The sequence below is a fragment of the Methylobacterium sp. 285MFTsu5.1 genome (assembly GCF_000383455.1).
Taxonomy (GTDB): Bacteria; Pseudomonadota; Alphaproteobacteria; order Rhizobiales; family Beijerinckiaceae; genus Methylobacterium.
The window spans coordinates 19,198-44,026 of sequence record NZ_KB911274.1; the positions used below are offsets into that span (position 1 = coordinate 19,198).

Genomic DNA, 24,829 nt, shown 5'->3' on the forward strand with positions numbered 1-24,829 from the left:
AACCGCGGGCTTAAAGCAGAAGCCCGACGGCCTGACCAGTCGGTGGCGGCTCAGGCCGCCTGGACCTTCTTGAGGATGGCGACGAGGTCCCGGTGAAGCCCCTCGTTGCCGCAGGCCACCGACCGGGGCGCCAGCGGCTCGGCCGCGCCGTCCGCCGAGGTCACGAAGCCGCCCGCCTCGCGCACCAGGATCACGCCGGCGGCGAAGTCGTAGGTCTGGAGGTCGCGCTCCCAGTAGGCGTCGAGGCGGCCGCAGGCCACGTAGGCCATGTCGAGGGCCGCCGAGCCCATCCGGCGGGTCCCGCCGGCCACCGCCATCACGGCGCCGAGCTCGCGCAAGAGGCGCGGGTGGCTGCCGCGACCGAGATAGGGCGTGCCGTAGCCCACCAGCGCGTCCGCCATGTCCTGGCGGCCGGAGACGCGCAGGCGCCGGTTGTTGAGATAGGCGCCCTTGCCGCGCTCGGCGACGAACAGCTCGTCCTTGATCGGGTCGAAGATCACGCCGGCCACGATCTGGCCCTCGCGCTCGAGACCGACCGAGACCGCGAAATGCGGCACGCCGTGCAGGAAGTTCGACGTGCCGTCGAGGGGATCGATGTGCCAGGTGTGGCTCTTGTCGGTCCCCTCGATGATCCCGTTCTCCTCGAGCACGAGGCTGTAGCCCGGACGCGCCTTCATCAGGGCGTCGCGCAGCACCTCCTCGGCCTTGCGGTCGGCCGCGGAGACGAAGTCGCCCGGACCTTTGCGCGAGACCTGCAGGTTCTCGACCTCGCCGTAGTCGCGGCGCAGGCCGCGCGCGGCCTTGCGCACGGCATCGACCATGACGGTCATGAGGGGTGAGGAGATCATAGGCGGACTTTTCGCGGATGAGGATTGGCGCCGTCGTTACAGGTCGGCGCCGGAAAAGACGAGATGGGGACGGGACATGGAAGCGCTGCGGGCCGCTGCCTCAGCGCGGAGCCGGCGCGGTCAGGCCGGCCTCAGCATACCGCCGCGCCCGTCTTTGCCAGCGGAGCGAAGCAATCCAGGGCAGCAGGCCGGCCGCAGATGTGGCATCCCTGGGTTGCTTCGCTCCGCTCGCAAAGACGGGCGCCCGCAACACGGCCCGGCCGGGACGGCGGCGCGGATCCTACTCCGCGGCCTCGACGAAGACGGTGCCGGCGCGGGGCAGGTCCAGGGCCTGCCAGGTCTCGCCCAGCGCCGCGGCGAGGCGCTCGATATGCGCCGCGTCGTGGAACGGCGACGGCGTGATCCGCAGCCGCTCGGTCCCGCGCGGCACCGTCGGGTAATTGATCGGCTGAATGTAGATCGCGTGGTGCTCCAGCAGATGGTCCGCCGCCGCCTTGCACAGCTCGGCATCGCCGACCATCACCGGCACGATGTGCGTCTCGGTCTCCAGGACCGGAAGCCCCGCCGCGCTCAGCGCCGCCTTCGTGGCCGCCGCCTGACGCTGGTGCGCCTCGCGCTCCGCGCTCGAGCGCTTCAGGTAGCGCACCGAAGCCCGCGCCGCCGCCGCCACTGCCGGCGGCAGCGCCGTCGTGAAGATGAAGCCCGGCGCGAAGCTGCGCACCGCGTCGCAGATCGCCGCCGAGGCGGTGATGTAGCCGCCCACGCAGCCGAAGCCCTTGGCCAGCGTCCCCTCGATCACGTCGACCCGGTGCATGACGCCGTCGCGCTCGGCGATGCCGCCACCGCGCGGGCCGTAAAGGCCGACGGCGTGGACCTCGTCGAGGTAGGTCATCGCGCCGTAGCGCTCGGCCAGGTCGCAGATCGCGCCGATCGGCGCCACGTCGCCGTCCATCGAGTAGACCGACTCGAACACGATCAGCTTGGGCCGGTCGCCGGCCTGCCGCAGCAATTCCTCGAGGTGGGCGAGGTCGTTGTGGCGGAAGATCGTCTTGGCGCAGCCGGAATGGCGCACGCCCTCGATCATCGAGTTGTGGTTGAAGGCGTCCGACAGGATCAGGCAGTCGGGGATCAGCTTGGCGATGGTCGAGATGCCGGCCTGGTTCGAGACGTAGCCGGAGGTGAAGACGAGGCCGGCCTCCTTGCCGTGCAGGTCGGCGAGCTCGCGCTCCAGGTCGACCAGCGGCGAGGTGTTACCGGCGATGTTGCGGGTGCCTCCGGCGCCGACGCCGCAGCGGGCGGCGGTCTCGGTCATGGCGGCGACCACCTCCTTGTGCTGGCCCATGCCGAGGTAGTCGTTGGAGCACCACACGGTGATCTCGGTGGTCTTGCCGTCCGGCTGGCGCCACTTGGCGGTCGGGAAACGCCCCGAGATCCGCTCGATGTCGGCGAACACCCGGTACCGCCGTTCCCCGTGCAGCTGATCCAGGGCCCCGCGGAAGTAGCGCTCGTAGCCGGATCCGGCGCGCGTCGATCCCGCTTGGGCGAGCATCGTGCTGGGCATCCGGGTGACGGTCATCGAGCGTCCTTCGCGTGTTCGGCCGCGCGGGCGACACCGCGTGAGCGGCGTCTCAGGCCCGCGATCGAGGTCCGGCCTCGGTCCAGTCCTTCGCGTGAGGGCCGCAAGATACGCGCGGATCTGGAACTGGTTCAAGGTAAGGTTCCGACATCGCAGCGTTGCATCCGTTGAGAGGCCCGCGTGAACCCGCTAGCGTCCGGCACGTTCTTCCGACCCGAACTTGGCTCCCGCCCCCTGCAACAGCTCATGTCTCCGACCGCAGATGGCTCGTCCGGCGTGGACCGCGCGGCCCCGACCTTGCGGCGACCAAGGGTCGCGCCGTGACAGACTCCAGGGACGAGCGGGCGGAGCGCCTCAAGGCCGCGCTGCGCCAGAACCTGCGCCGCCGCAAGGCGCAGGGCCGCGGGCGGGCCGAAGGAAGACCGTCTCCCGGCGCGGATCAGTCCTGCGCGCGGGAATCGGACGGAAACGGTCCTGATTCCGACAAATCCGGTCTATAGGGCACGGCCAAGCCTGGGCGCTGCCGCGCCCGCGATCAGCACGGCCGGCCGCGCGCCCTCGCGGGTGCGCCGCCCGAGGACACACGATGGACCGCATCCACATCACCGGCGGCGCGCCGCTCAACGGCGTGATCCCGATCTCGGGCGCCAAGAACGCGGCGCTGCCGCTGATGATCGCGAGCCTGCTCACCGGCGAGACGCTGGAGCTGATCAACGTGCCGCGGCTCGCCGACATCGCCGCGCTGACGCGGATCCTCGGCAACCACGGCGTGGACCACATGGTCGTGGGCAAGCGCCCCGGTCAGACCACCGAGACGGGCCAGACGATCCGGCTCACCGCCTCGAACGTCATCGACACCACGGCGCCCTACGAGCTGGTCTCGACCATGCGGGCGAGCTTCTGGGTGATCGCACCGCTGCTCGCCCGGTTCGGCGAGGCCAAGGTCTCGCTGCCCGGCGGCTGCGCCATCGGCACCCGGCCGGTGGACCTGCTGATCATGGCGCTGGAGAAGCTCGGGGCCGAGATCGAGATCGACGCCGGTTACGTCGTCGCCAGGACCAAGAACGGCCTGCGCGGGGCCGAGTTCGCCTTCCCGAAGGTGACCGTGGGCGGCACGCACGTGGCGCTGATGGCCGCCGCCCTGGCCTACGGGACCACGGTGATCGAGAACGCCGCCCGCGAGCCGGAGGTGGTCGACCTCGCGGAGTGCCTGAACAAGATGGGCGCCAAGATCCGCGGCGCCGGCACGCCGCGCATCGAGATCGAGGGCGTGGCCCGCCTGAACGGCGCCCGCCACGAGGTCCTGCCCGACCGGATCGAGACCGGCACCTACGCCATGGCGGTGGCGATGGCCGGCGGCGACGTCGTGCTCAAGGATACCCGGGCCGACCTGCTCCACTCGGCCCTCGACGTCCTGACGACCACGGGCGCGGAGATCACGCAGGTCGAGGGCGGGATCCGCGTGCGCCGCAACGGCGCCGGCATCGCGGCGGTCGACGTCACCACCGACCCGTTCCCGGGCTTTCCCACGGATCTCCAGGCGCAGTTCATGGCGCTGATGACGCTGGCGAAGGGCCAGTCGCACATCCGCGAGACCATCTTCGAGAACCGGTTCATGCACGTGCAGGAGCTGGCCCGCCTCGGCGCGAAGATCCGCCTGGAGGGCGACCTCGCCATCGTCGAGGGCGTGGACCGGCTGAAGGGCGCCCCCGTGATGGCGACCGACCTGCGCGCCTCGGTCTCCCTGGTGATCGCGGGCCTCGCCGCCGAGGGCGAGACCCAGATCAACCGGGTCTACCATCTCGACCGCGGGTTCGAAGCGCTGGAGGCCAAGCTCGGCCGGTGCGGCGCGCAGATCGAGCGCGTCCGGGCCTGAGCGGCAGCGCTCGGTCCGAGCCGGCCGGCGCGCGGCAGCGCCCGAGGCTCAGTCCTCGATCTGCCCGCGCCTGTAGCCGAAGCCGGGGATCTCGCAGCCGCAGGGCGCGTCGGGAGGCCCCGGGCGCACCCTGCACGTGCCGCGGGCCGTCACGCAGACGCTGTCGTCCCACCGGCGCCCGAAGTCGCCGCGCCAGCGCGGGCCGCGCCTGTCGTACGCATCGTCGACTGGCAACGGGGGCGGACGCCAGCCATACCCGTCATCCGCGGGCGGAGGCGGCGGACGCCCGCCGGGCGGCGGTGCGTAGAGATCCCGATCCGGCGCCGGACGACCGTAGATGTAGGGCCGTGCGTCCGGACCGACCTGCGCGACGGCGGGTCCGGCCGCCTGCATCCCGACGGTCAGCACCGCCACAACCGCGCGCTCGGTGAGTGCCGCCATATGAGACCCTGCCCCGGCTCGACCGCCGGCGCGTCTAAACGGCGACGCTGGCCCGAGCCTGTGCCCGGCCGGGATCGCGATCCCCAGACCAGCCGTTGCCCGAACGGGGCCGCGCCGCTACCTACGCCGTGCCGCGGACCGGCCCTCGCCGCCCGACCCGCGCCCCGTATTCCCCGAGGACCCTCTGCATGGAGCTGCTCAGGCTCGCCGCCCTCGACACCGAGGACCTGACCGTGATCTCGGCCCATCTGCAGGACGCGATCCTGCGACCGCAGGACCTGACCTTCCTCGCCGGCGAGCACCGCTTCCTCATGGCGGTGCGCCGCTTCGACTGGACGCCGAGCGCCCCGCCGCGCCGGCGCCTCGCCGGCCTGCACATCGAGCGCGTGCTGGGCGTGAAGAGCCGCGGCCTGAAGCCGGACGATGCGACGCCGATGAGCCTGCTCGCCCTCACCTTCGAGCCGACGGACGCGCCCTCCGGGCACATCGACCTCGTCTTCTCCGGCGGCGCGGCCCTGCGGCTGGAGGTCGAGTGCATCGAGGTCCGGATGAAGGATCTCGGCCCGGTCTGGGAATCGGCGAACCGTCCCGGGCACGACATCGACACCGATACGGCCGCCGGCTCGGCGGCCTGACGCGAGACAGAAGGCTTCCCGATGGTCCGGCTCGACAGCAGCGATCCGAATTTTGCCGCCGCCTTCGCGCGCCTCCTCACGGTGAAGCGCGAGATCGCCGAGGATGTGGACGAGGCGGTGCGCGGCATCATCGCCGACGTCGTCGCCCGCGGGGACGAGGCGCTGGTCGATTTCACCCGGCGGTTCGACCGGCTCGGCGCCGATTTCTCCGCCGCGCAGCTGCGGGTCACGGACGCGGAGATCGAAGCGGCCGTCGCGGCCTGCCCGCCGGACTCGCTGGAGGCCCTGCGCCTCGCCGCCGAGCGGATCGAGAGCTTCCACCGGGCGCAGCGGCCCGCGGATCACCGGGCCACCGACGCCCTCGGCGTCACGGCCGGCTGGCGCTGGACCGCGCTGGAATCGGTCGGCCTCTACGTCCCGGGCGGCACCGCGAGCTATCCCTCCTCGGTGCTGATGAACGCGCTGCCGGCGCGCGTCGCCGGGGTGCCGCGCCTCGTGATGGTGGTGCCCACCCCGGACGGCCAGATGAACCCGCTGGTCCTGGCCGCCGCGCAGCTCTCCGGCGTCCACGAGGTCTACCGGGTGGGCGGCGCCCAGGCGGTCGCGGCCCTCGCCTACGGGACCGCCACGATCGCCCCCGTGGCCAAGGTCGTCGGGCCCGGCAACGCCTGGGTGGCGGCGGCCAAGCGCCGGGTCTTCGGCCAGGTCGGGATCGACATGATCGCCGGCCCCTCCGAGGTGCTGATCCTGGCGGACGGCCACGCCAACCCCGACTGGATCGCCGCCGACCTCCTGGCCCAGGCCGAGCACGACGTGGCCGCCCAGGCGATCCTGATCACCGACAGCGCCGAACTCGCCGGCGCCGTCGAGGCGGCGGTCGAGCGCGCCCTCACCACCCTGCCCCGTCAGGAGATCGCCCGGGCGAGCTGGCGCGATTACGGCGCCGTCATCCGGGTCCGCACCTTCGACGAGGCCGTGCCCCTGGTCGACCGCCTCGCCCCCGAACACCTGGAGATCGAGACGCAGGACGCGGAGGCGCTCGCCGCCAAGGTCCGCAATGCCGGCGCGATCTTCCTGGGCTCGCACACGCCGGAGGCGATCGGCGACTATGTCGGCGGCCCCAACCACGTGCTGCCGACCGCGCGCTCCGCCCGATTCTCGTCCGGGCTGGGCGTGCTCGACTTCATGAAGCGGACGACGATCCTCGCCTGCACGCCGGAGAGCTTGCGGGCGCTCGGCCCGGCAGCGATAAACCTCGGCCGGTCCGAGGGCCTGGAGGGGCATGCCCGCTCCGTCGCGATCCGGTTGAACCTGTGAGGTTTTGGGGATGGCGGAGAAGCAGCGCGGGCCGAACCGCCTCGCGAAGGTGAGCCTGGACGAGGGGTCCATCGCCCGCGGCAATCCGGATCAGGAGCACGAACGGGCGATCGCCCTGTTCGACATCCTGGAGGACAATTCCTTCACCATCCCCGGGCGGGAGGGCCCCTACGCGCTCACGCTCGGACTCGTCGAGAACAAGCTGTCCTTCGCCATCACCACGGTGGACGGTGAGCCGGTGATGACGCACCTCCTGTCGCTCACGCCGTTCCGGCGGGTGATCCGCGACTACGAGATGATCTGCGAGAGCTACTACAACGCGATCCGCACCGCCTCACCGTCGCAGATTGAGGCGATCGACATGGGTCGGCGGGGCCTGCACAACGAGGCGTCCGAGACGCTCAAGCAGCGGCTCGAGGGGAAGGTCGACCTCGACCACGACACGGCGCGCCGCCTGTTCACCCTGATCTTCGCGCTGCACTGGAAGGGTTAGGCGCCCTCCGCGCCGACCGGCGATGGCTGAGCCCGCTCCCGAGCCTCCTCCCGAGCCTTTTCCCCACGCGCCCCCGAAGAAGCGGCGGGTGCAGTCCGTCCTGTTCATGTGCAACTACAACGCCGTGCGCTCCGTGGCGGCGGAAGCGATCGCGCGCGCCTATTTCGGCAAGTCCACCTACGTGCAGTCGGCCGGGGTGCGCTCCGGCGAGCCCACCGACCCGTTCATGGTCGCCGCCCTCGACGAGGTCGGCATCGACGCGAGCCGGCACCGCCCGCGCACCGTGGAGGAGCTGGAGGACTGGGAGGGCCTGAACTTCGACCTGATCATCACCCTCGCGCCGGAGGCGCACCACCGGGCACTGGACCTGACGCACACCCTCGCGGCCGATGTCGAGTACTGGCCGACTCCCGACCCGACGCTGCTGCAGGACGCCTCGCGCGAGCAGCGCCTCGACGCCTACCGCGACGTCCGCGACGGGCTGACCCGGCGAATCAAGGCGCGCCTGAAGGCATAGGCGGCAGGCCCCCGCGACGCTGCCTTGCTGGCCGACCTCACGCGCTTGGCGGAAACGTCCTTTCCCGATGGCCGCTGCCAGGAATCGCCGACGTCAGCCGCGGTTGCCGACCAGCCAAGCGCGCATCCGGCCGGCGAGGAGCGGCCGGGCGCGCCCGACATCCTCGTCGTCGAGCAGCGGCGAGGCCGCGAGGGTCGCGAGATAGGCGTCCTCGGCGGTCCGGCAGGCCCGGAAGGCGGCGTCGGCGGCGAGATCCCGGTCCGTCAGTGCGGCCTGGATCCGGAAGTTGCGGCTGACGCAGTCGCGCCACGCGGCGTGGCGGGCTTCGGTCTCGCTCGCGGCCCGGGCGGTGCCGCAGGCGGCGGCGACGAGGACGACCGCCAGAAGCGGGACCGGCGTCACGTGGCGGGCTCGCGGCATCGTTAAGGCACTCCGTCACCCGACAGAGTGGCGCCGCAGGGTTAGCGATCCGTTAAGGAACGGCGCATGCGGCCGAGGTTCCACTGCTCGCCGCGTGGCTTGTTCACCGGTTTGCGGTGGTGACCGGGGAGGTGACGCCGCCGAGGGAGACCCAGGCGACGGCGTCCTGGCTCTCGCGCTTGATGAACACGTAGCCGGTCTTGTGCCAAGGCAGGATCGCGCTGGTCTTGTTGTCGAGCACCAGGTCGCCCCGGTCGGTGATCAGGGTCAGCACGGCGTGGCCCTCGCCCTTCTCGTCGATCACCACGGTCATGCGCATCGCCCGCCGCGGCAGGCCGGCCTCGGCCAGCATGTGGCGCTTGAGCAGCTGGAAGTCCTCGCAGTCGCCGATGCCGTCCTCGGCCAGGTCCCAGCGGTCGGCCACGTGCAGGTGGTCCTGGTCGGTCATCGGCTCGATCGCCTTGTTGACCCGCCGGTTCACCGACACGATCGTCGCCCAGGTCGCCGGCGTCAGGCTGATCCGGGCCGGCTCGCCCCGGTCCAGCGCGCACTCCGCCGCGTAGGTCTGGCAGAACGTCACCCACGCCGCGATCGGCTTGGCATCGCCCTGCACCCGGGCGCCGGCCTCGGTGGGCAGGCTCGCCAGCGTCTGCGCCTGGGCCGGGGCGGCGAGCCCCGCGACGGCGAGGACAGCCAGGGCCGCCCGGCGGCTCCGGGAGAGCCGACGCGAGGCGGGTCCCTTGACCAGGCCCTGCATCATGGAAACCGCGAACCGCATCGCCGGGACCCAACCGTTAAGCTCTCGTTAACGAAAGCTCTCACGCCGGCGGGCCGGCGGCAATCCGCCGATTAACAAAAGGTTAATGCTGTGCGCAACGCGGATAAGCGCACTCTCGGCCGGTCATCGTGACGCTCACCGGCCGTGCGCGAAAACGTGAAGGCGCCTCAAGGTGTTCTCCGACGAGATCCGCCGTTATCCCGGCACCGCGCCACCAAGAAGAAGCCTGTGGGCGGCAGGAGGAAGACGTATGCGTTGCGTTGCAGACAGAGTGGCCGGCCTCGTCCTGGCCGGGCTCGCAGCGGGAACCCTGGGGATGCTGCCGGCCTCCGCCGCGGCTCCGACCACCGCCCCGCCCGCGACCGACCTGAAGAGCGAGGGGCCGACGCAGCCGGCCAAGGTCCAGGACGGTCAGTACACCGACAAGAACGGTAACCCGACCTACCACGTCACGGACGGCGGCAAGATGGTCGACTGGTACACCATGTCCGGCTACGTCCGATACAGCGCGAACTGCATGGCCTGCCACGGCCCCGACGGGCTGGGATCGACCTACGCGCCGTCGCTGGTCGACGCCCTCAAGGGCATGGACTACGCGCAGTTCGCCGGCATCGTCGTGGGCGGCAAGAGAGACGTGAACGCCTCGCAGGAGTTGGTGATGCCCGCCTTCGGCGAGAACAAGAACGTCACCTGCTACCTGCCGGACATTTACACCTATCTCCGCGCCCGCTCCGACGGGGCGCTCGGCCGCAACCGGCCGTCCGAGCACGAACCCAAGCCCGCGGCCTTCGAGAAGGCCGAGGATGCCTGCATGAAGTGAGCCCTCCCGGTCCGGCTTCCCGCGCGAACCGGACCGGGTCGACACGCCCCGTTGCACCGCTCGATTGCGCACGACATACTCCGCCCAAGACGCTGAAGAGCGGGCGCCAAGCCTGCCGAGGGAGTCGCAGGGGGTGGAACGTGGCTCAAGGATCGGGAGTGCGCCGCCATCTGTGCGGCATCTGGACGGCCTGGACGGACGCGGCCGGGGCCGCCGACGCGGCCGCGGAGGTGGCGCTCGCGGTCGGTGACACCGCCCTGTCGCAGGTCGTCGCGTTCTTCTCCGCCGATTACGATGCCGAGATCCTGGCCCGTGCCCTGGAGACCCGGTTCCCCGGCGTGCCGGTGGCCGGCTGCTCGATGTCGGGCGGCATCGCCCCGGCCGGCGGCCTCGACCGCGGGCTCGTCGTCATCGCGTTCCCGGCCGAGCGGTTCCGGATCGTCTCGACCGTCCTCGACGCCATCGACCACCTCGACGTGGAGCGGACCGCCTCGGCGGTCCGGGCGCTGCGCCGGACCCTGGACCCGCTGGACCGGTGCCGCGATGTCGACGCGGCCGGCACGGGCCACCGCTTCGCCCTGTCGCTGATCGACGGGCTCGCCAACGCCGAGGAGACCGTGGTCTCGGCGATCGCCTGGGCGCTCGACGGCATCCCGATCGTCGGCGGCTCGGCCGGCGACGACCTGCGCTTCCGGGACGCCGTCATGCTCCACGGCGGGAAGATCCACCGCAAGGCGGCGGTCCTGGTGCTCGTCGAGACCGACTTCTCGGTGGAGATCTTCAAGAGCGACAATTTCGAGCCGACGCGGACCAAGTTCGTGGTCACCGCCTCGGACGGCGAGCGCCGCACCGTGCACGAGCTCAACGCCGAGCCGGCGGCCCGGGAATACGCGATGGCGATCGGCCTCGACCCCGAGGGCCTGTCGCCGATGAGCTTCGCCGCCTACCCGCTCGCCGTGAAGGTCGGCGGCGAGTATTTCTGCCGCTCGATCCGGCGGATGAACGAGGACGGCTCGCTCAGCTTCTTCTGCGCGGTGGATGAGGGCGTGGTGCTGACCCTCGCCGAGCCGCGCGACATCGTCGCCTCGACCCGGGCGGAGCTGGCGCGCCTCGACGCCGTGCTCGGCGGCGTCGACCTCATCATCGGCTTCGAGTGCGTGCTCCGCCGCCTCGACGCCGAGAGCCGGCAGGTCCGCCACGGGATCGCCGACCTCTACCGCCGCTACAACGTCGTCGGCTTCGAGACCTTCGGCGAGCAGTACCGGGCGATGCACCTGAACCAGACCTTCACGGGCATCGCCATCGGCAAGACCCTCGCCGCGGGCGCGCCGGCCGCGGCCCCCGCCCCGGCCGCGTCGTGACCCTGCACCCGAACGGCCTCGAGACCGACGCGTCCCTGCACCGGCGGATCGAGAAGCTCGAGCGGATCAACGCCGCGCTGATGTCCCATGTGGAGCGCTCCATGGACCAGCGGGGCAGCGCCTACTCGCTGTTCCAGACGGCGATCATGCTCGAGGGCCGGGTCCGCACCCGCACCGAGGAGCTGACCGGGCTGATGCACCGGCTGGAGCGCTCCAACGAGGCGCTGGCCGCGGCCAAGGAGGAGGCCGAGACCGCCAACCGCTCGAAGACGCGGTTCCTGGCGGCGGCGAGCCACGACCTGCTGCAGCCGGTCAACGCCGCCCGCCTCTCGATCTCGGCGCTCGCCGACCTCGACGTGCCGCCGGAGGCGCGCACCATCGCCGGACAGGTGGAGCGGGGCCTGCAGACCATCGAGGACCTGATCAAGACGCTGCTCGACATCTCGAAGCTCGATGCCGGGATTGTCCGGCCGCAGGTCCAGCCCGTCTTCCTGCCCGACCTGCTGGCGGGGATCGCGGAGAGCTTCGAACCCTTCGCGCAGCGCAAGGGCCTGCGCCTGTCGGTGCACTGCCCGGACCTGACCATCACCAGCGACGTGGTGCTCCTGCAGCGGATCCTCCAGAACCTCGTCTCCAACGCCGTCCGCTACACCCGCACCGGCGGGATCGTCCTGGCGGCCCGGCGCCGGTCCGGCGGCGTCCGGATCGAAGTGACCGACACGGGCTGCGGCATCGCCGCCGAGGAATGCGAGCTCGTCTTCGACGAGTTCTTCCGGGGCGGCGACCGGCCGAGCAGCGGCGAGGAGCCGGGCCTCGGCCTCGGCCTGTCGATTGTCCGCCGCATGGCCCTCGCCCTCGATCATCCCCTGCGGCTGCGCTCCCGGGTCGGCCACGGCACCCGGGTGTCGCTGACGCTGCCCCTGAGCGCGGTCCCGGCCGCCGCGGCGCCGCCCGCCCCGGTGGCGACCCGGCTCTCGGGAGCCCACGTCCTCGTCGTGGAGAACGACGCCTCCACGGCCGACGCCCTCGCGCGCCTGCTCCAGAACTGGGATGCAAGGGTCTCGACCTTCCGCGACCTCGCGGGGGTGAAGGCCGCCGTCGCGGCGGGCGCCGGGGCGCCGGACATCCTGGTGCTCGACTACCATCTCGACGACGGCGCCTGCGGCCTCGACGTGGCCGCCTATCTCCGGGCGCTGCATACCGGGCCGCTCCCGGTCATCGTCACCACCGCCGACCATACCGGCGCGGTCGAGGAGCGCGTCACCGCCGCCGGCGCGGAGCTCGTGCACAAGCCGATCAAGCCGGCCCAGCTCCGCTCCCTGCTGACCTACATGCTGGCCTGAGCCCGATCGGGCGCCGCGACGCGCCGGCTCGCGCCGGATCCGAGCCGCGGGCGTCCGCGGCGAACACTCCCGTCCGCGCCGTGACATAGGACACACGGCACCCCTCGACGGGCCTCCCCGCCTGCGCGACAGGGAGTAGCATCCGCGGCGCGTCCCGTGCCCGGATGTCCCCCCGCCATCGACGTCACGGACCCGCCGGGACGCCGCAGGAGCGCGCACCCATGGCGCAGGTCCCGCACGGTCCGACAGGCAGCCCGCCGGGTCATCCTCAGGGCACCGCGCAGGGGCCCGTCCAGGACGGCCTGCCGCCGCGCGAGCGCGTCCTCGCCATGGCGGCGATCGGGCTCGCCATGACCATGGCGGTCCTCGACGGGGCCATCGTCAACGTGGCGCTGCCCGTCATGGCCAAGGACCTCGCGGTCCGGCCGGCCGACGCGATCTTCGTGGTCAACGCCTACCAGGTCGCCGTCACGGCGAGCCTCCTGCCGTTCGCGGCCCTCGGCGACATCTTCGGCTTCCGGAAAGTCTACCTGCCGGGGCTCGCGCTGTTCGTCGCCGCGTCGCTCGCCTGCGCGGTCGCGCCGAACCTGCCGATGCTGATCGCGGCCCGCATCGTCCAGGGCCTCGGTGGCGCGGCGATCATGAGCGTGAATATCGGCTTCGTGCGCTTCATCTACCCGCACCGGATGATCGGCCAGGGGGTCGCCAACGTCGCGCTGGTGGTGGCGGTGGCCTCGGCCGCCGGCCCGACCGTGGCGGCGGCGATCCTGTCGGTGGCGACCTGGCCCTGGCTGTTCCTCGTGAACATCCCCGTGGGCCTGCTGGCCCTGGCGGTGGCGTCCCGGACCCTGCCGGTCACACCGGCGAGCGGCCGCCCCTTCGACCTCGCGAGCGCGGTGCTCAACGCGCTGACCTTCGGCCTGCTGATCATCGGGATCGACGGTCTCGGCGATCCGGAGGCGCGCAGCGTCGCGATCGTCGAGCTCGCCGCCGCCCTGGTCATCGGCGCGGTGTTCGTCCGGCGCCAGATCCGGCTGCCCGCCCCGCTCCTGCCGGTCGACCTGCTGCGGATCCCCGCCTTCGCCCTGTCGATGGCGACGTCCGTCGCCTCGTTCTGCGCCCAGATGGTCTCCTACGTGGCGCTGCCCTTCTACTTCCAGGACGTGCTGCACCTCTCCAGCACCCAGACCGGCTTCCTGCTCACCCCCTGGCCGATCGCGGTCGCCGCGATGGCGCCGATCTCCGGCCGCCTCGCGGACCGCTACCCGCCCGGCATCCTCGGCGGCGTCGGGCTGGCCATGATGGCCGCCGGGCTCGTCAGCGTGACGCTCCTGCCCGCGGCCCCCGCCACCCTCGACATCGTCTGGAGGCTCACCCTGTGCGGCCTCGGCTTCGGCCTGTTCCAGTCGCCCAACAACAAGGTCATCGTCACCTCGGCGCCGCGCGAGCGGGCCGGCGGGGCGAGCGGGATGCAGTCGACGGCGCGGCTCACCGGGCAGTCGCTCGGCGCGGCCCTGGTGGCGGTGATCTTCGGCCTGACGCACGGGCTCGGGGCCGAGCGGGCCGTCACCATCTCGCTCTCCTGCGCGGTGGCGCTCTCGGTGATCGGCGGCTGCGCCAGCGTCCTGCGGCGGAGTCGGAGCGGCTAGACCGACCCCGTATGCCACCGCGGGCGCGGGACCGCGTTGACGCGACGAGTCACGTGCAGGAGCGTCCCATGGATCTCGATCTCTCCGGCCGGAAGGCCCTGGTCACCGGCTCGACCGGCGGCATCGGCTACGCCATCGCCAAGGAACTCCTCGATCTCGGCGCCGAGGTCGGCATCAACGGCCGCACGCCCGAGCGCGTCGAGGCCGCGCTGGCGAGGCTGCGGGGCGAGGCGCGGGCCGGCCGCGCCTTCGCGGCACCGGGGGATGTCGCGACCGCGGACGGCGTGTCCGCGCTCGTCCAGGGGCTGCCGGTCGTGGATATCCTGGTCAACAACACCGGGATCTTCGAGCCGAAGCCGTTCTTCGAGATCCCGGATGCCGACTGGCAGCGCTTCTTCGACGTCAACGTGATGAGCGGCGTGCGCCTGTCCCGGGCCTACACGCCCGGCATGGCGGAGCGCGGCTGGGGCCGGGTGATCTTCATCTCCAGCGAGTCCGGGATCAATACGCCGACCGAGATGGTCCATTACGGGATGACCAAGACCGCGCAGCTCGCGATTTCCCGCGGGCTCGCCCAGACGGTGGCCGGCAGCGGCGTGACGGTCAACAGCGTCCTGCCCGGCCCGACCCTGTCGGAGGGCGTCGCGGAGTTCATGACGCAGATGGCCGGCGGCGCGGCCGACGCCGACCTCGAGGCCATGGGCCGCCAGTTCGTCGCGGAGCACCGGCCCTCCTCGCTGATCCGGCGCCTCGCGCGGGTGGAGGAGGTGGCGAACCTCGTCGCCTATCTCTGCAGCCCGGCCGCGAGCGCCACCACCGGCGCAGCTCTGCGGGTCGACGGCGGTGTCCTGCAGGGCGTCGCCTAGGATCAGGCAGGGCCCGACCCCGGGATCAGGACCGGTCCGGGCATCACCCGCCGGTCTCGGAAGTGGTGGCCCGGTCGACCAACCCGCGGACGCGGCACCGCGATGGCCCGGCGAGAGCGCGCGAGGAAGCCCGCGATCCAGACCCGTGGATCCGGACCTGTGGACGCGCCCCGCTCCGCGGATCGCCCGAGCCCGCCGGAGCGACCGGCGGCTCTGGATAACGGGCTTTCGCCCGCGGCGCGCCGCGCCATGTCGGCCGGTCGGCCGGCCCGACTGGAGCGTCGCGGAGGCACCTAGAGCCGTCGGCCCAGACGAGACGCCGGACTTGGCTCTAGGTCGTGATCAGGCCTTCAGGTGGGCGGCGAGATGCTTGTTCATCTCGAACATGGAGCACTTGTCCTTGCCGAAGACCTTCTTGAGCTTGTCGTCGGCAACGATCTCGCGCTTGTTCTGCGGGTTCTGAAGATTGTTCTTCTTGATGTAGTCCCAAACCTTGCTGACCACCTCGCCGCGGGGCAGCGGGCTGGTACCGACGATGGCGCCGAGCTCGGCCGACGGCTTCAGCGGCTGCTGCAGAGCGTTGGGCTTGGTGCCGGCCGACTTGGCGGCAGCCGGCTTCGCAGCCTTCGCCGGGGCGGCCTTCTCCGCAGTCTTGGTGGTCTTGGCCGCCTTCGGCGCAGCCTTCTCGGTCTTTGTGGCCATAAACTTCCTCCGGTTCTCGGGCCGCAGGCCGGGGCATGATCGCCCCACGGCCGAGCCAGCATAGCAGCAACTAAGCGGTGCCGCCGCCGTTCCAAGGGGAAATTGCCTTTGCAGCCCCCTCATCCACAAGGCACGCACGAGAATCCCCTGTGGGATCGCCCGATCGACGCCGTGGTGAAGATTATTCGGTCCGATGCCGGGCGCGAAACCTGCTCTTAACAATCCTGCGCGCGAAGTACAGACATGTTCGCCCCGGCCCTCACGCTCGCGCTCCTGCTCGCCACCGGACTGGTCACCGGTCTCGGGTTGGTGATCCGCGCGGAGACGACGGCCTCCGGCACCGCGCCGGGGCGCGGACTGATCTGAGCGACCCGGGATTGCCGCGCCGGTCCGCCGGGTGCATCAGCCCGACCGCATGACCGACCCGATCACCCTCGCGAGCCTGGAAGGGACTGCCCACGTCGTCCAAGTGGCGCTCAGCCCCGTCTTCCTGCTGTCGGGCATCGCGACGCTCCTCAACGTCTTCGGGGCCCGCCTCGCGCGCGTGGCGGACCAGGCCGACCACGTCTCCGGATTGCTGGCGGGGGCCGGCGACGCCGAGCGCGTCCGCCTCGGTCAGCGCCTGGACCGCCTTCACCGGCGCTCCCTCGCGCTCGACGCCGCGGTGTTCCTGGCCGCGCTCGGCGGCGTGGCGACCTGCGGCTCGGTGCTGACGCTGTTCGTGGGCGCGCTGCGCGACAGCACGGTCGCGACCCTGCTGTTCGGCCTGTTCGGCGCGGCGATCCTGTGCACGCTGTGCGCCCTCGTGGCCTTCGGCTTCGAGATGCTGCTGGCGAACCGCTCGGTCCGCGACCGGATCAACCAGCGGCGGGCGAGCGCCGGCATGCCGCCCGACCGCTGAGCGCTCGGTGCGGGTCCGGACCCCGCGCCCCGCCGGCGGAACCGGTCCCGACCGGCGCGCTTAGTGAGCCGAGGGACCGCCGCGCGGGCACGACCCCGCGCGCGAACCGGGAGAGATCATGCCGACGGACCTGCCCAACGAGCGCACCCTGAGAAAGCCCGGCACGCTGGAGCTCGACCCCGCCGCCGGCGAAGGCGTTGCCATCGACGAGACGCCGCGGCTGATCGCGTCCAACAGGGTCGAGGGCACCGCCGTCTACGACCGCAGCGGCCGCCACCTCGGCGTCATCCACAATATCATGGTGGACAAGATCTCCGGACAGGTCGCCTACGCGGTTCTGGCCTTCGGGGGCTTCCTCGGGCTCGGCGAGACCCACCACCCGCTGCCCTGGAAGGCGCTGAGCTACAGCACCGAACTCGGCGGCTACGTGGTCGATCTCGAGCCCGGCGTGCTCGCGGAGGCGCCGAGCCAGGCGGCCGGTTAGGCCCGGCTCGTCGACCCGCGCTGTCGGGCGCGGATCACCCCGCGTCGCGGCGCGCGGACGCTTCGCTGCGGAGGGAGCCCCGGGACGTGCCGGCTCAGAACTTCCCGCCGAGGCCGACGCTGCCGCCCGGCGACAGCATCGGGCCCATCGAGCCGCTGCCGCCGCTGCCGCCGACGGCCGCGTTGCCGCCGTCGAGATCCTCGCGCCGGATGCGGCGCTCGCCGCTGTCGGCCGTCCGCGTGGCGCCGCCGGCGGTCTTGGGAATCGCGAGCTGCCTCGTCGGCGCCGTCTGGAGAGGCTGACCGTCGGCATCGACCGCGGCGTTGCGCGGCTCGCGGTTCGGCAGCGAACCGCGCAGCGACGGCGGCAGCCCGACCTCCGTCGCCGGCATCACGCCTCCGCCTCCGCCGAGCGCCTGACAGCCGGCCACGAGACCGGACAGGGCGGCACCGAGCGCGAGGCCGCGCGCTGCCGCGCATCGCGACGTGGTGAGGGTCGACATCGTGTAGTCCTCGACAGTGGCCACGGTGCCATCCGCGGCTCGCGTGGGTTTATGCGCGGTTGTCTACGCTGGGGATGCGGCGAAAACCAGACAGCGCCGCGGGACGCCGGGGGATGACGCCGCCCCCTCGGACCGTGCGGGCGCCCCGCGCGGCCCGAGCCTTGCTGCGAGGCCGCCACGGTCCATAACTTCGCCCAGGTCCTGCGGCACGACGCCATCCGCGGGCGGGATCCTGCCGGCGGCGGACCCGGAACCGGCCGAATGCGGTCGTGGACGCGCCGGCACGCCGGCGCGGCCCGGCCTTTCCTCAGAGGACGAAGCGTGTTCAGAACCAACCGGATGATCGCGGCCGTGACGCTCGCCCTCTGGGCGTCGGGGGCCGCGGCGCAGGCCCAGGTGAGCGGCAGCGAGGGTCCTGCCGGTCAGGCCGCGCCGCAGAGTCCGGCCGCGCCGCCATCCGCACCGCCGGCCCAGACGCCGGCCCAGACCCCGGGCCAGACGCCGGCCCCGGTACCGACCCCGACGCCACCGCCCGCGGCGACCCCGGCCGCCCCGCCCGCCAGCCCGCCGGCTGCCGCGGGCGCGCCGCCCTCCGCGGCCCAGGCCCAGCAGCAGGGGACACCCGCCACCGTCCTCGACACGCAGGATTACGAGAGCCTGCTCGGCCGCAGCGTGCGCAGCGCCGGCGGCGACGAACTCGGGCGCGTCATCGACATCATCATCGACAAGGAGGGCCATCCCCGCGCCGCCATCATCGATTTCGGCGGCTTCCTCGGTGTGGGAACCCGCAAGATCGCCGTGGACTGGCGCGCCCTTCGCTTCACGCCGGACGGCGGGAAGGAGCGCAAGCTGTCGGTCGCGCTGACCCGCAATCAGGTCCGCGTCTCCCCGGAATACAAGGCCGGCGAGCCGATCGTGGTCCTGGGCCCCGCCAGCCCGGCCGCGCCCGCGGCCGAGGGCGAGCAGGCGGCCGCGCCGACGGCGGGCTCCGCGACGCCGCCGCAGTCGGCCCCGGCCCCGGCCCCGGTCCCAGCCGCGCCGGCGCCCGGCAACGCGGCCTCGGGCGCTGCGGCGCCGGCCGCCGCGACCCCGCCGACCCCCGCCGCGCCTGTGCCCGCGCCCGCGCCCGCCCCGCCCCCGGAGAAGGCACCGGATAAGTGACGGTGGCCCGGTTGAAGGTCAGAACCGCCGCCGCCCCCCGCGAGCGCGACGTGCCCCGGCAGGACATCCGTTCCCGTCCGACCCGCCTGAAGGATCAGGCGGCCGAGGCCGCGCGCGCACCGGCAGGCTCGGCGGTCCACGGCGAACGCGCGATCTCGTCGGCGAGCCGCTACGGCCTCGACGCCTTCGCGTTCTTCGTCGCGAACCTGCAGACCGGGTTCGGCCCGTTCCTGGCGGTCTACTTCTCGCAGGCCAAGTGGACCCAGTCCGACATCGGCTTCGCCCTCACGGTCGGCAGCCTCGTGGCGCTCCTCGGCCAAGTGCCGGGGGGCGCCTTCGTCGACGTCGTGCGCTCGAAGCGCTTCGCCGCCGCCGTGGCGGTCATCGGGATCGCCGGCAGCGCCTTCGCGCTGGCGGTCTGGCCGAGCTTCCTGATCGTGCTCCTGGCGATGGCGCTCCACTCGGCCGCGAGCTGCGTGCTGACGCCGGCCATCGCGGCGATCAGCATCGGTCTGGTCGGGCGCGCCCGGGCCGGCGAGCGCCTCGGCCGGAACGCGAGCTTCGCCGCCCTCGGCAACGCCCTCGGCGCGGCCGGCATGGGCGCCATCGGCTACTACCTGTCGAACGGCGCCGTCTTCTACCTCACCGCCGCCCTCGGGATCCCGACGGTGATCGCGCTGGCGCGCATCCGCGCCCAGGACATCGATCCGGGCGTGTTCAAGGAGCCGGCCCCGGCCCAGGCGGTGCCGGCCTCGACGGCGCCCGCGTCCGGCCAGGACGGCATCCGCGCGCTCCTGACCAACCGCGGCCTCCTGTGCTTCGCGGCCTGCATGGTGCTGTTCTTCCTCGCCAACGCCGCGATGCTGCCCCTCGTCGGCAGCGTCCTGACCCTGCGGGCGAGCGAGACCGCGACCGCGCTCGTGGCGGCCTGCATCATGGTCCCGCAGGCCGTCCTCGCGGTGAGCGCCCCGGCGGTCGGCCGGGCCGCCGAGCGTTTCGGCCGCTACCCGGTGCTGCTGTTCGGCTTCGGCGCCCTCCCGGTCCGCGGCCTGCTGCTCGCCTACACGACCAACCCCTACGGCCTCGTCGCCATCCAGGTGCTCGACGGGATCTCGGCCTCGGTGCTGGGCGTGATGGTGCCGCTGATCGTGTCGGACCTCACCCGCGGCACCGGCCGCTTCAACCTCGCCCTCGGTGCGGTCGGGACCGCCATGGGCATCGGCGCGGCCCTCTCGACCTCGCTCGCCGGCATCATGGCCGACCATCTCGGCAGCCACAGCGCCTTCCTGGGGCTCGCGGTCGTCGGCTTCGCGGCCTTCATGCTGGTGGCGCTGATCATGCCGGAGACGCGCCAGCCGGAGCGCGCGGCCTGACCCGGCGCGGCATCGGATTCGCTTGGGTGTTTCCAAGCCGCTCAAGCGGCGTTCAGGTTCTGCGGATAAAAGCGCGGCGAAGGTGCGAGCCGGTGAAACATATGGCAACGCTCTCGCGTTGCCGCTGCGGGTCAGACTGCGCCCGCGCTGCACTCCGCCTCAGCCCGTAAGCCAAAGCCGCGCGAATACGGAATGGTCACCGCGATGGAAGAGCTGCACCGATACGCCGACAGGCCCTTCGCCTTCGTCGGACGGTATCTCCGGCGCCGCTGGCTGCCGCACCTGGTCATCCTGATCTCGGTGCTCGGCGCCGTCGGCTTCTCGGTCTCCACCGACTACGCCCTGAAGGGCGTGGTCGACGCGCTGACGAAGGGTCCCGGCCCCGACAACACCGTGATCTGGGGCGCCCTGGCGGTCCTGATCGCCTTCATCGCCGCCGACAACATGCTCTGGCGCGTGGCCGCGCTGACCGGCGCCTTCACCTTCGTGGGCATCACGGGCGACATCCGGCGCGACCTGTTCCGGCACCTGACCGGCCACTCCCCGACCTTCTTCTCCGACCGCCAGCCGGGCACCCTGGCGTCGCGGATCACGGCGACCTCGAACGCGATCTTCACGGTCGAGAACATGTTCGTGTTCAACGTGATGCCGCCGACGGTCGCGGCCTTCGGGTCGATCGCCTACATCGCCACCGTCAACCTCACCATGGCGGGCATCCTGGCGGGCGTGTTCGCCGCCGTCGTCGTGCTGATGTTCAAGATGGCCGCGGCCGGCAAGCCGCTGCACCACGACTTCGCCGCCAAGGCCGCCTCCGTCGACGGCGAGATGGTCGACCTCGTCGGCAACATGTCGCTCGTGCGCGCCTTCTCGGCGTTCAAGCGCGAGGGCCAGCGCTTCGAGGGCACCGTCGCCACCGAGATGCGCGCCCGCCGCTCCTCGCTGCTCTACCTCGAGAAGCTGCGCATCGTGCACGCGGTGCTCACCGTGCTCGCCGTGTTCGGCCTGCTCTACTGGGCGATCCAGATGTGGGAGGCCGGCCAGGCGACGAACGGTCAGGTGGTCCTCGTCTGCACGCTCGGCATCCGCATCCTCGCCGCGACTCGCGACCTCGCGGTGGCGCTGGTCGACGCGACCCAGCACACCGCCCGCCTCTCCGAGGCGCTGCACACCCTGCTCCAGCCCCACGACCTCGTGGACCATCCGGAGGCGCAGCCGCTCAGCGGCCAGGGCGCCAAGATCGAGTTCGAGCACGTCGCGTTCAGCTATCCGGACGGGCGCCCCGTCTTCACCGACTTCGACCTCGTCATCGAGCCCGGCCAGCGCGTCGGCCTCGTGGGCAGGTCGGGCGGCGGCAAGTCGACCCTGTTCTCGCTGATCCAGCGCTTCTACGACGTGCAGAGCGGCGCGATCCGCATCAACGGGCAGAACATCGAGCGCGTCACGCAGGAATCCCTGCGCGAGGCCATCACGGTCGTGCCGCAGGACGTCTCGATGTTCCACCGCTCCCTGCGTGAGAACATCCGCTACGGCCGGCCCGAGGCGACCGACGAGGAGGTCTGGCAGGCGGCCGAGGCGGCGCACTGCACCGACTTCATCAAGGCCCTGCCGGAAGGCTTCGACACGATCGTGGGCGATCGCGGCGTGAAGCTCTCGGGCGGCCAGCGCCAGCGCATCGCCATCGCCCGGGCGATCCTGAAGAACTCGCCGATCCTGCTGCTCGACGAGGCGACCTCGGCGCTCGACGCCGAATCCGAGCAGGCGATCCGTCACGCCCTCGCCAACCTGATGAAGGGCCGGACCGTCATCGCGATCGCGCACCGTCTCTCGACGCTGCAGGATTTCGACCGGATTGTCGTGCTCGACGGCGGCCGCATCGCGCAGGACGGCTCGCCCGACAAGCTGACCCATCTCGACGGCTTCTTCCGGGAGCTGATGAAGAAGGAATCGATGGCGATGGCGCTCGCCGCCGCGTGATGATCCTTCTCGCCGAGCGGACGCACCGCAGCCGTCTTTGCGAGTGCAGCGAAGCAATCCAGTGAGGCACGCGATGCCCGAGCGTGGCGCATCCCTGGGTCGCTTCGCTGCGCTCGCGATGACGGTGCGGATCGAGTGACGGCCCGGCGGCCGGCGCTCGCCGGCTGATCATCGCGCGGGCACGGCCGCTCCGGTTCCCACGCCCGCCCGGCACTGCTAGATCACCCCGCGGCCGGACCGGACCTTGCATCGCCTGAGACGTCGCGAACCGGCCCGGTTCCGACGCAACGCGACGCCCGAGCCCGACCGTGCCCGACCTTGCCCACGTCATCCGGGAGATCTCCGAGGAGATGGCCCAGCGCCCCGACCGGGGCGCGGTCGCGGACTACATCCCGGAGCTGGCCCGGGTCGATCCCGGCCAGTTCGGCCTGGCGGTGATCGACGCCGAGGGGCAGGTCTTCACCGGCGGCGACAGCGAGACGCCGTTCTCGATCCAGAGCGTGTCGAAGGTGTTCACGCTCACCCTCGCCCTCGGCATGGTCGGCGACCGCCTCTGGAAGCGCGTCGGCCGCGAGCCCTCGGGCAACCCGTTCAATTCCATCGTGCAGCTGGAGCGGGAGCGCGGCGTGCCGCGCAATCCCTTCATCAACGCGGGCGCGATCGCGGTCACCGACGTGATCCTCTCGGGCCACGAGCCCCGCGAGGCGCTGGGCGAGATCCTGCGCTTCATGCAGTTCCTGGCCCAGGATTCCAGCATCACCATCGACGAGACGGTGGCGGCCTCGGAGAAGCGCACGGGCTTCCGCAACACCGCGCTGGCCAACTACATGAAGTCGTTCGGCGTCCTCGACAATCCGGTCGACTACACGCTCGGCGTCTACTTCCACCACTGCGCCATCGCGATGAACTGCCGCCAGCTCGCGCGGGCCGGACGGTTCCTAGCGCATAACGGCGTCAACCCGTCGACCGGCCACTCGGTGGTCTCGGCCGAGCGCGCGCGCCGCATCAACGCGATCATGCTGACCTGCGGCCACTACGACGGGTCGGGCGAGTTCGCCTATCGCGTGGGCCTGCCGGGCAAGAGCGGGGTCGGCGGCAGCATCCTGGCGATCGCGCCCGGCAAGGCGTCCATCGCCGTCTGGTCGCCCGGCCTCGACGCGGCGGGCAATTCCCATCTCGGCCGCATCGCCCTGGAGCGGCTGACGCAGCGCATGGGCTGGTCCGTCTTCGGCGCCTGACGGCTCCGCCGCGCGGCCCGCGTCGCGCCCCCTTGCGCGCTGCACGCTTCCGCGGCACTGCGCCGGCGGGGCGCCGCGGCGCCGAGACGAGGCTCACCTGCATGGCGACGCGTACGGCAGTCCAGGCTTCCGATGAGGGTCTCGATCCCGGCGCCATCCTGGCCCGTCTCGACCGGCTCCCGGCGACGCCGACGGTCTGGCGCCTCGTGATGCTGCTCGGGCTCGGCTTCTTCTTCGAACTCTACGACCTGCTGTTCACCGGCTACGTCGCGCCGGGCCTCGTCAAGGCCGGGATCCTGACGCCGACGACTCCGGGCCTGTTCGGTGCCAGCGGTGTCGCGAGCTTCGTCGCGGCCCTCTTCACCGGCCTGTTCATCGGCACCATCGCCTGCGGCTGGCTCGCCGACCGGTTCGGCCGGCGGGCGATCTTCACGTGGTCGCTGCTGTCCTACACCGCCGCCAACGTGGTGATGGCCTGCCAGAGCGACGCCTTCGGCCTCAATCTCTGGCGCCTGATCGCCGGGATCGGCCTCGGCCTGGAGATGGTGACGATCGGCAGCTACCTGTCCGAGCTGGTGCCGAAGGCGATCCGGGGCCGGGCCTTCGCCCTGTGCCAGGGCATCGGCTTCACCGCCGTGCCGGTCGTGGCGTTCCTGTCCTACCTGCTGATCCCGGCGGCGCCCCTCGGCATCGACGGGTGGCGCTGGGTGGTGCTGATCGGCGCCTCGGCGGCGATCGTGGTCTGGTGGATGCGAGCGGGCCTGCCGGAGAGCCCGCGCTGGCTCGTCGAGCACGGCCGTCTGGCGGAGGCCGAGGCGGTCCTGCGGCGGCTGGAGGCGCGGATCGCGGCCGAGCACGGCGGCGCGCTTCCCGCACCGGCCGCGCCGGAGCCGGTGCAGCCGCGCGGCGCGTTCCGCGACATGTGGGTCCAGCCCTACCGGCGCCGCGCCCTGATGATGGCGGGGTTCAACGTCTTCCAGACGGTCGGCTTCTACGGCTTCGCCAACTGGGTGCCGACCCTCCTGGTGGCCCAGGGCATCACGGTGACGTCGAGCCTCGCCTACACGGCGCTGATCGCGCTGGCCGCCCCGGTCGGGCCCCTGATCGGCCTCGCCATCGCCGACCGGTTCGAGCGCAAGCACGTCATCGTGGCCGCCGCCCTCCTCTACATCGCTTGCGGCCTGGCCTTCGCGCAGACGCGGGACGTCACCGTCATCGTGGCGCTCGGCATCGGCCTGACGCTGGCCTCGAACGTGATGTCGTACAGCTTCCACGCCTATCAGGCCGAGCTGTTCCCCACGGGCATCCGGGCCCGGGCGGTCGGCTTCGTCTATTCCTGGAGCCGCTTCTCGGCGATCTTCACCGGCTTCGTCATCGCGTTCGTGCTGCGGGAGGCCGGGACGCCGGGCGTGTTCCTGTTCATCTCGGCGGCGATGCTGGCCGCGGGCCTGCTCGTCGGGCTGCTGGGTCCCCGGACGCGGGACGTCGCGCTGGAGAAGATCGCGGGGTGAGGCCCGTGAGGAGCACAGCTCCCGGCAAGCCGAATCCGTGCTA

The 24,829-nt window shown here is 72.0% G+C and carries 25 protein-coding genes and 1 pseudogene; 19 read left to right on the forward strand and 7 right to left on the reverse strand.

Translation table 11 applies throughout. The annotated features are described in order from the left end of the window. Window positions 1-50: 50 nt before the first annotated feature. Both H288_RS0110290 and hemA read right to left on the reverse strand, forming a co-directional pair. Window positions 51-848, reverse strand: coding sequence for an inositol monophosphatase family protein (locus H288_RS0110290; RefSeq protein WP_026604817.1), 798 nt, complete (start codon window positions 846-848; stop codon window positions 51-53). Window positions 849-1,128: 280 nt separating this feature from the next. Beyond that, window positions 1,129-2,424 (reverse strand): 5-aminolevulinate synthase, encoded by a 1,296-nt coding sequence (gene hemA / locus H288_RS0110295; RefSeq protein ID WP_020092502.1) that lies wholly within the window; start codon window positions 2,422-2,424, stop codon window positions 1,129-1,131. Between the two features lie 320 nt (window positions 2,425-2,744). Here hemA and H288_RS35910 point away from each other — a divergent pair, with 320 nt between their 5' ends. Next, a complete protein-coding gene (locus H288_RS35910; protein ID WP_081636463.1) occupies window positions 2,745-2,924 on the forward strand; it encodes a hypothetical protein in 180 nt (59 codons plus the stop codon). 86 nt (window positions 2,925-3,010) lie between these two features. Beyond that, complete coding sequence (murA, locus tag H288_RS0110300) at window positions 3,011-4,300, forward strand: UDP-N-acetylglucosamine 1-carboxyvinyltransferase (RefSeq protein ID WP_020092503.1); 1,290 nt, start codon at window positions 3,011-3,013, stop codon at window positions 4,298-4,300. Window positions 4,301-4,348: 48 nt separating this feature from the next. Here murA and H288_RS0110305 read toward each other — a convergent pair whose 3' ends face one another. Further along, window positions 4,349-4,741 (reverse strand): hypothetical protein, encoded by a 393-nt coding sequence (locus H288_RS0110305; RefSeq protein WP_020092504.1) that lies wholly within the window; start codon window positions 4,739-4,741, stop codon window positions 4,349-4,351. Between the two features lie 188 nt (window positions 4,742-4,929). Between H288_RS0110305 and H288_RS0110310 the strand changes: the two genes are divergently transcribed. The 4 genes from H288_RS0110310 to H288_RS0110325 all read left to right on the forward strand — a co-directional run bounded on the left by H288_RS0110310 (window position 4,930) and on the right by H288_RS0110325 (window position 7,703). Continuing rightward, a complete protein-coding gene (locus tag H288_RS0110310; RefSeq protein WP_020092505.1) occupies window positions 4,930-5,376 on the forward strand; it encodes a DUF2948 family protein in 447 nt (148 codons plus the stop codon). A 21-nt stretch (window positions 5,377-5,397) separates the two neighbouring features. Next, window positions 5,398-6,693, forward strand: a complete 1,296-nt coding sequence (gene hisD, locus H288_RS0110315) for a histidinol dehydrogenase (RefSeq protein ID WP_020092506.1) — start codon at window positions 5,398-5,400, stop codon at window positions 6,691-6,693. Between the two features lie 10 nt (window positions 6,694-6,703). After that, complete coding sequence (locus H288_RS0110320) at window positions 6,704-7,186, forward strand: UPF0262 family protein (RefSeq protein WP_020092507.1); 483 nt, start codon at window positions 6,704-6,706, stop codon at window positions 7,184-7,186. 106 nt (window positions 7,187-7,292) lie between these two features. Then, window positions 7,293-7,703: a low molecular weight phosphatase family protein gene (locus H288_RS0110325; RefSeq protein ID WP_234083060.1), complete on the forward strand. Its 411-nt coding sequence runs from the start codon at window positions 7,293-7,295 to the stop codon at window positions 7,701-7,703. A gap of 93 nt (window positions 7,704-7,796) precedes the next feature. Here H288_RS0110325 and H288_RS0110330 read toward each other — a convergent pair whose 3' ends face one another. Beyond that, entirely contained in the window at window positions 7,797-8,123 is a 327-nt protein-coding gene (locus H288_RS0110330; protein WP_020092509.1) for a hypothetical protein, read from the reverse strand. Between the two features lie 103 nt (window positions 8,124-8,226). Beyond that, window positions 8,227-8,901: a transglutaminase-like cysteine peptidase gene (locus tag H288_RS0110335; RefSeq protein ID WP_020092510.1), complete on the reverse strand. Its 675-nt coding sequence runs from the start codon at window positions 8,899-8,901 to the stop codon at window positions 8,227-8,229. Window positions 8,902-9,151: 250 nt separating this feature from the next. Between H288_RS0110335 and H288_RS0110340 the strand changes: the two genes are divergently transcribed. From H288_RS0110340 to H288_RS0110360, 5 genes are all read left to right on the forward strand, one after another. Beyond that, entirely contained in the window at window positions 9,152-9,721 is a 570-nt protein-coding gene (locus H288_RS0110340; protein ID WP_026604819.1) for a c-type cytochrome, methanol metabolism-related, read from the forward strand. A 140-nt stretch (window positions 9,722-9,861) separates the two neighbouring features. Further along, on the forward strand, window positions 9,862-11,082 hold the full coding sequence (locus H288_RS0110345) for an FIST N-terminal domain-containing protein (protein WP_026604820.1): 1,221 nt from the start codon (window positions 9,862-9,864) through the stop codon (window positions 11,080-11,082). Continuing rightward, the gene (locus tag H288_RS0110350) at window positions 11,079-12,425 is read left to right on the forward strand and encodes a hybrid sensor histidine kinase/response regulator (protein ID WP_020092513.1); all 1,347 of its coding nucleotides are present in this window, start codon (window positions 11,079-11,081) and stop codon (window positions 12,423-12,425) included. Before H288_RS0110345 ends, H288_RS0110350 begins: the two co-directional genes overlap by 4 nt. 221 nt (window positions 12,426-12,646) lie before the next feature. Beyond that, window positions 12,647-14,074 carry an MFS transporter gene (locus H288_RS0110355; protein WP_020092514.1) on the forward strand — a complete coding sequence of 476 codons (1,428 nt, stop codon included), beginning with the start codon at window positions 12,647-12,649 and terminating at the stop codon, window positions 14,072-14,074. A gap of 68 nt (window positions 14,075-14,142) precedes the next feature. Beyond that, window positions 14,143-14,940 carry an SDR family NAD(P)-dependent oxidoreductase gene (locus H288_RS0110360; protein WP_020092515.1) on the forward strand — a complete coding sequence of 266 codons (798 nt, stop codon included), beginning with the start codon at window positions 14,143-14,145 and terminating at the stop codon, window positions 14,938-14,940. Between the two features lie 342 nt (window positions 14,941-15,282). Here the strand turns inward: H288_RS0110360 and H288_RS0110365 are convergent, their stop codons facing one another. After that, entirely contained in the window at window positions 15,283-15,642 is a 360-nt protein-coding gene (locus tag H288_RS0110365; protein WP_012320460.1) for an SWIB/MDM2 domain-containing protein, read from the reverse strand. Between the two features lie 243 nt (window positions 15,643-15,885). Between H288_RS0110365 and H288_RS36250 the strand changes: the two genes are divergently transcribed. The 3 genes and pseudogenes from H288_RS36250 to H288_RS32260 all read left to right on the forward strand — a co-directional run. Beyond that, entirely contained in the window at window positions 15,886-16,008 is a 123-nt protein-coding gene (locus H288_RS36250) for a hypothetical protein (RefSeq protein WP_020092516.1), read from the forward strand. Window positions 16,009-16,057: 49 nt separating this feature from the next. After that, the gene (locus H288_RS0110375) at window positions 16,058-16,543 is read left to right on the forward strand and encodes a DUF2721 domain-containing protein (RefSeq protein WP_042669689.1); all 486 of its coding nucleotides are present in this window, start codon (window positions 16,058-16,060) and stop codon (window positions 16,541-16,543) included. 118 nt (window positions 16,544-16,661) lie between these two features. Further along, window positions 16,662-17,015: pseudogene (locus tag H288_RS32260) on the forward strand (PRC-barrel domain-containing protein); the annotation flags it as partial. Between the two features lie 106 nt (window positions 17,016-17,121). Here H288_RS32260 and H288_RS0110385 read toward each other — a convergent pair. Continuing rightward, a complete protein-coding gene (locus H288_RS0110385) occupies window positions 17,122-17,529 on the reverse strand; it encodes a hypothetical protein (RefSeq protein WP_026604823.1) in 408 nt (135 codons plus the stop codon). A gap of 339 nt (window positions 17,530-17,868) precedes the next feature. On the opposite strand from H288_RS0110385, the gene H288_RS0110390 reads away from it, so the two are divergent. The 5 genes from H288_RS0110390 (at window position 17,869) to H288_RS0110410 (ending at window position 24,786) form a co-directional block, all read left to right on the forward strand. Next, complete coding sequence (locus tag H288_RS0110390; RefSeq protein WP_020092520.1) at window positions 17,869-18,690, forward strand: PRC-barrel domain-containing protein; 822 nt, start codon at window positions 17,869-17,871, stop codon at window positions 18,688-18,690. Then, window positions 18,687-20,063, forward strand: a complete 1,377-nt coding sequence (locus tag H288_RS0110395; protein ID WP_020092521.1) for an MFS transporter — start codon at window positions 18,687-18,689, stop codon at window positions 20,061-20,063. The genes H288_RS0110390 and H288_RS0110395 overlap by 4 nt, the downstream gene beginning before the upstream one ends. Window positions 20,064-20,267: 204 nt before the next feature. Then, window positions 20,268-22,037, forward strand: a complete 1,770-nt coding sequence (locus H288_RS0110400) for an ABC transporter ATP-binding protein (RefSeq protein WP_026604824.1) — start codon at window positions 20,268-20,270, stop codon at window positions 22,035-22,037. Window positions 22,038-22,345: 308 nt separating this feature from the next. Beyond that, complete coding sequence (locus tag H288_RS0110405; RefSeq protein WP_020092523.1) at window positions 22,346-23,275, forward strand: glutaminase; 930 nt, start codon at window positions 22,346-22,348, stop codon at window positions 23,273-23,275. Window positions 23,276-23,376: 101 nt separating this feature from the next. Continuing rightward, a complete protein-coding gene (locus H288_RS0110410) occupies window positions 23,377-24,786 on the forward strand; it encodes an MFS transporter (RefSeq protein WP_020092524.1) in 1,410 nt (469 codons plus the stop codon). The last annotated feature ends 43 nt before the right edge of the window (window positions 24,787-24,829 follow it).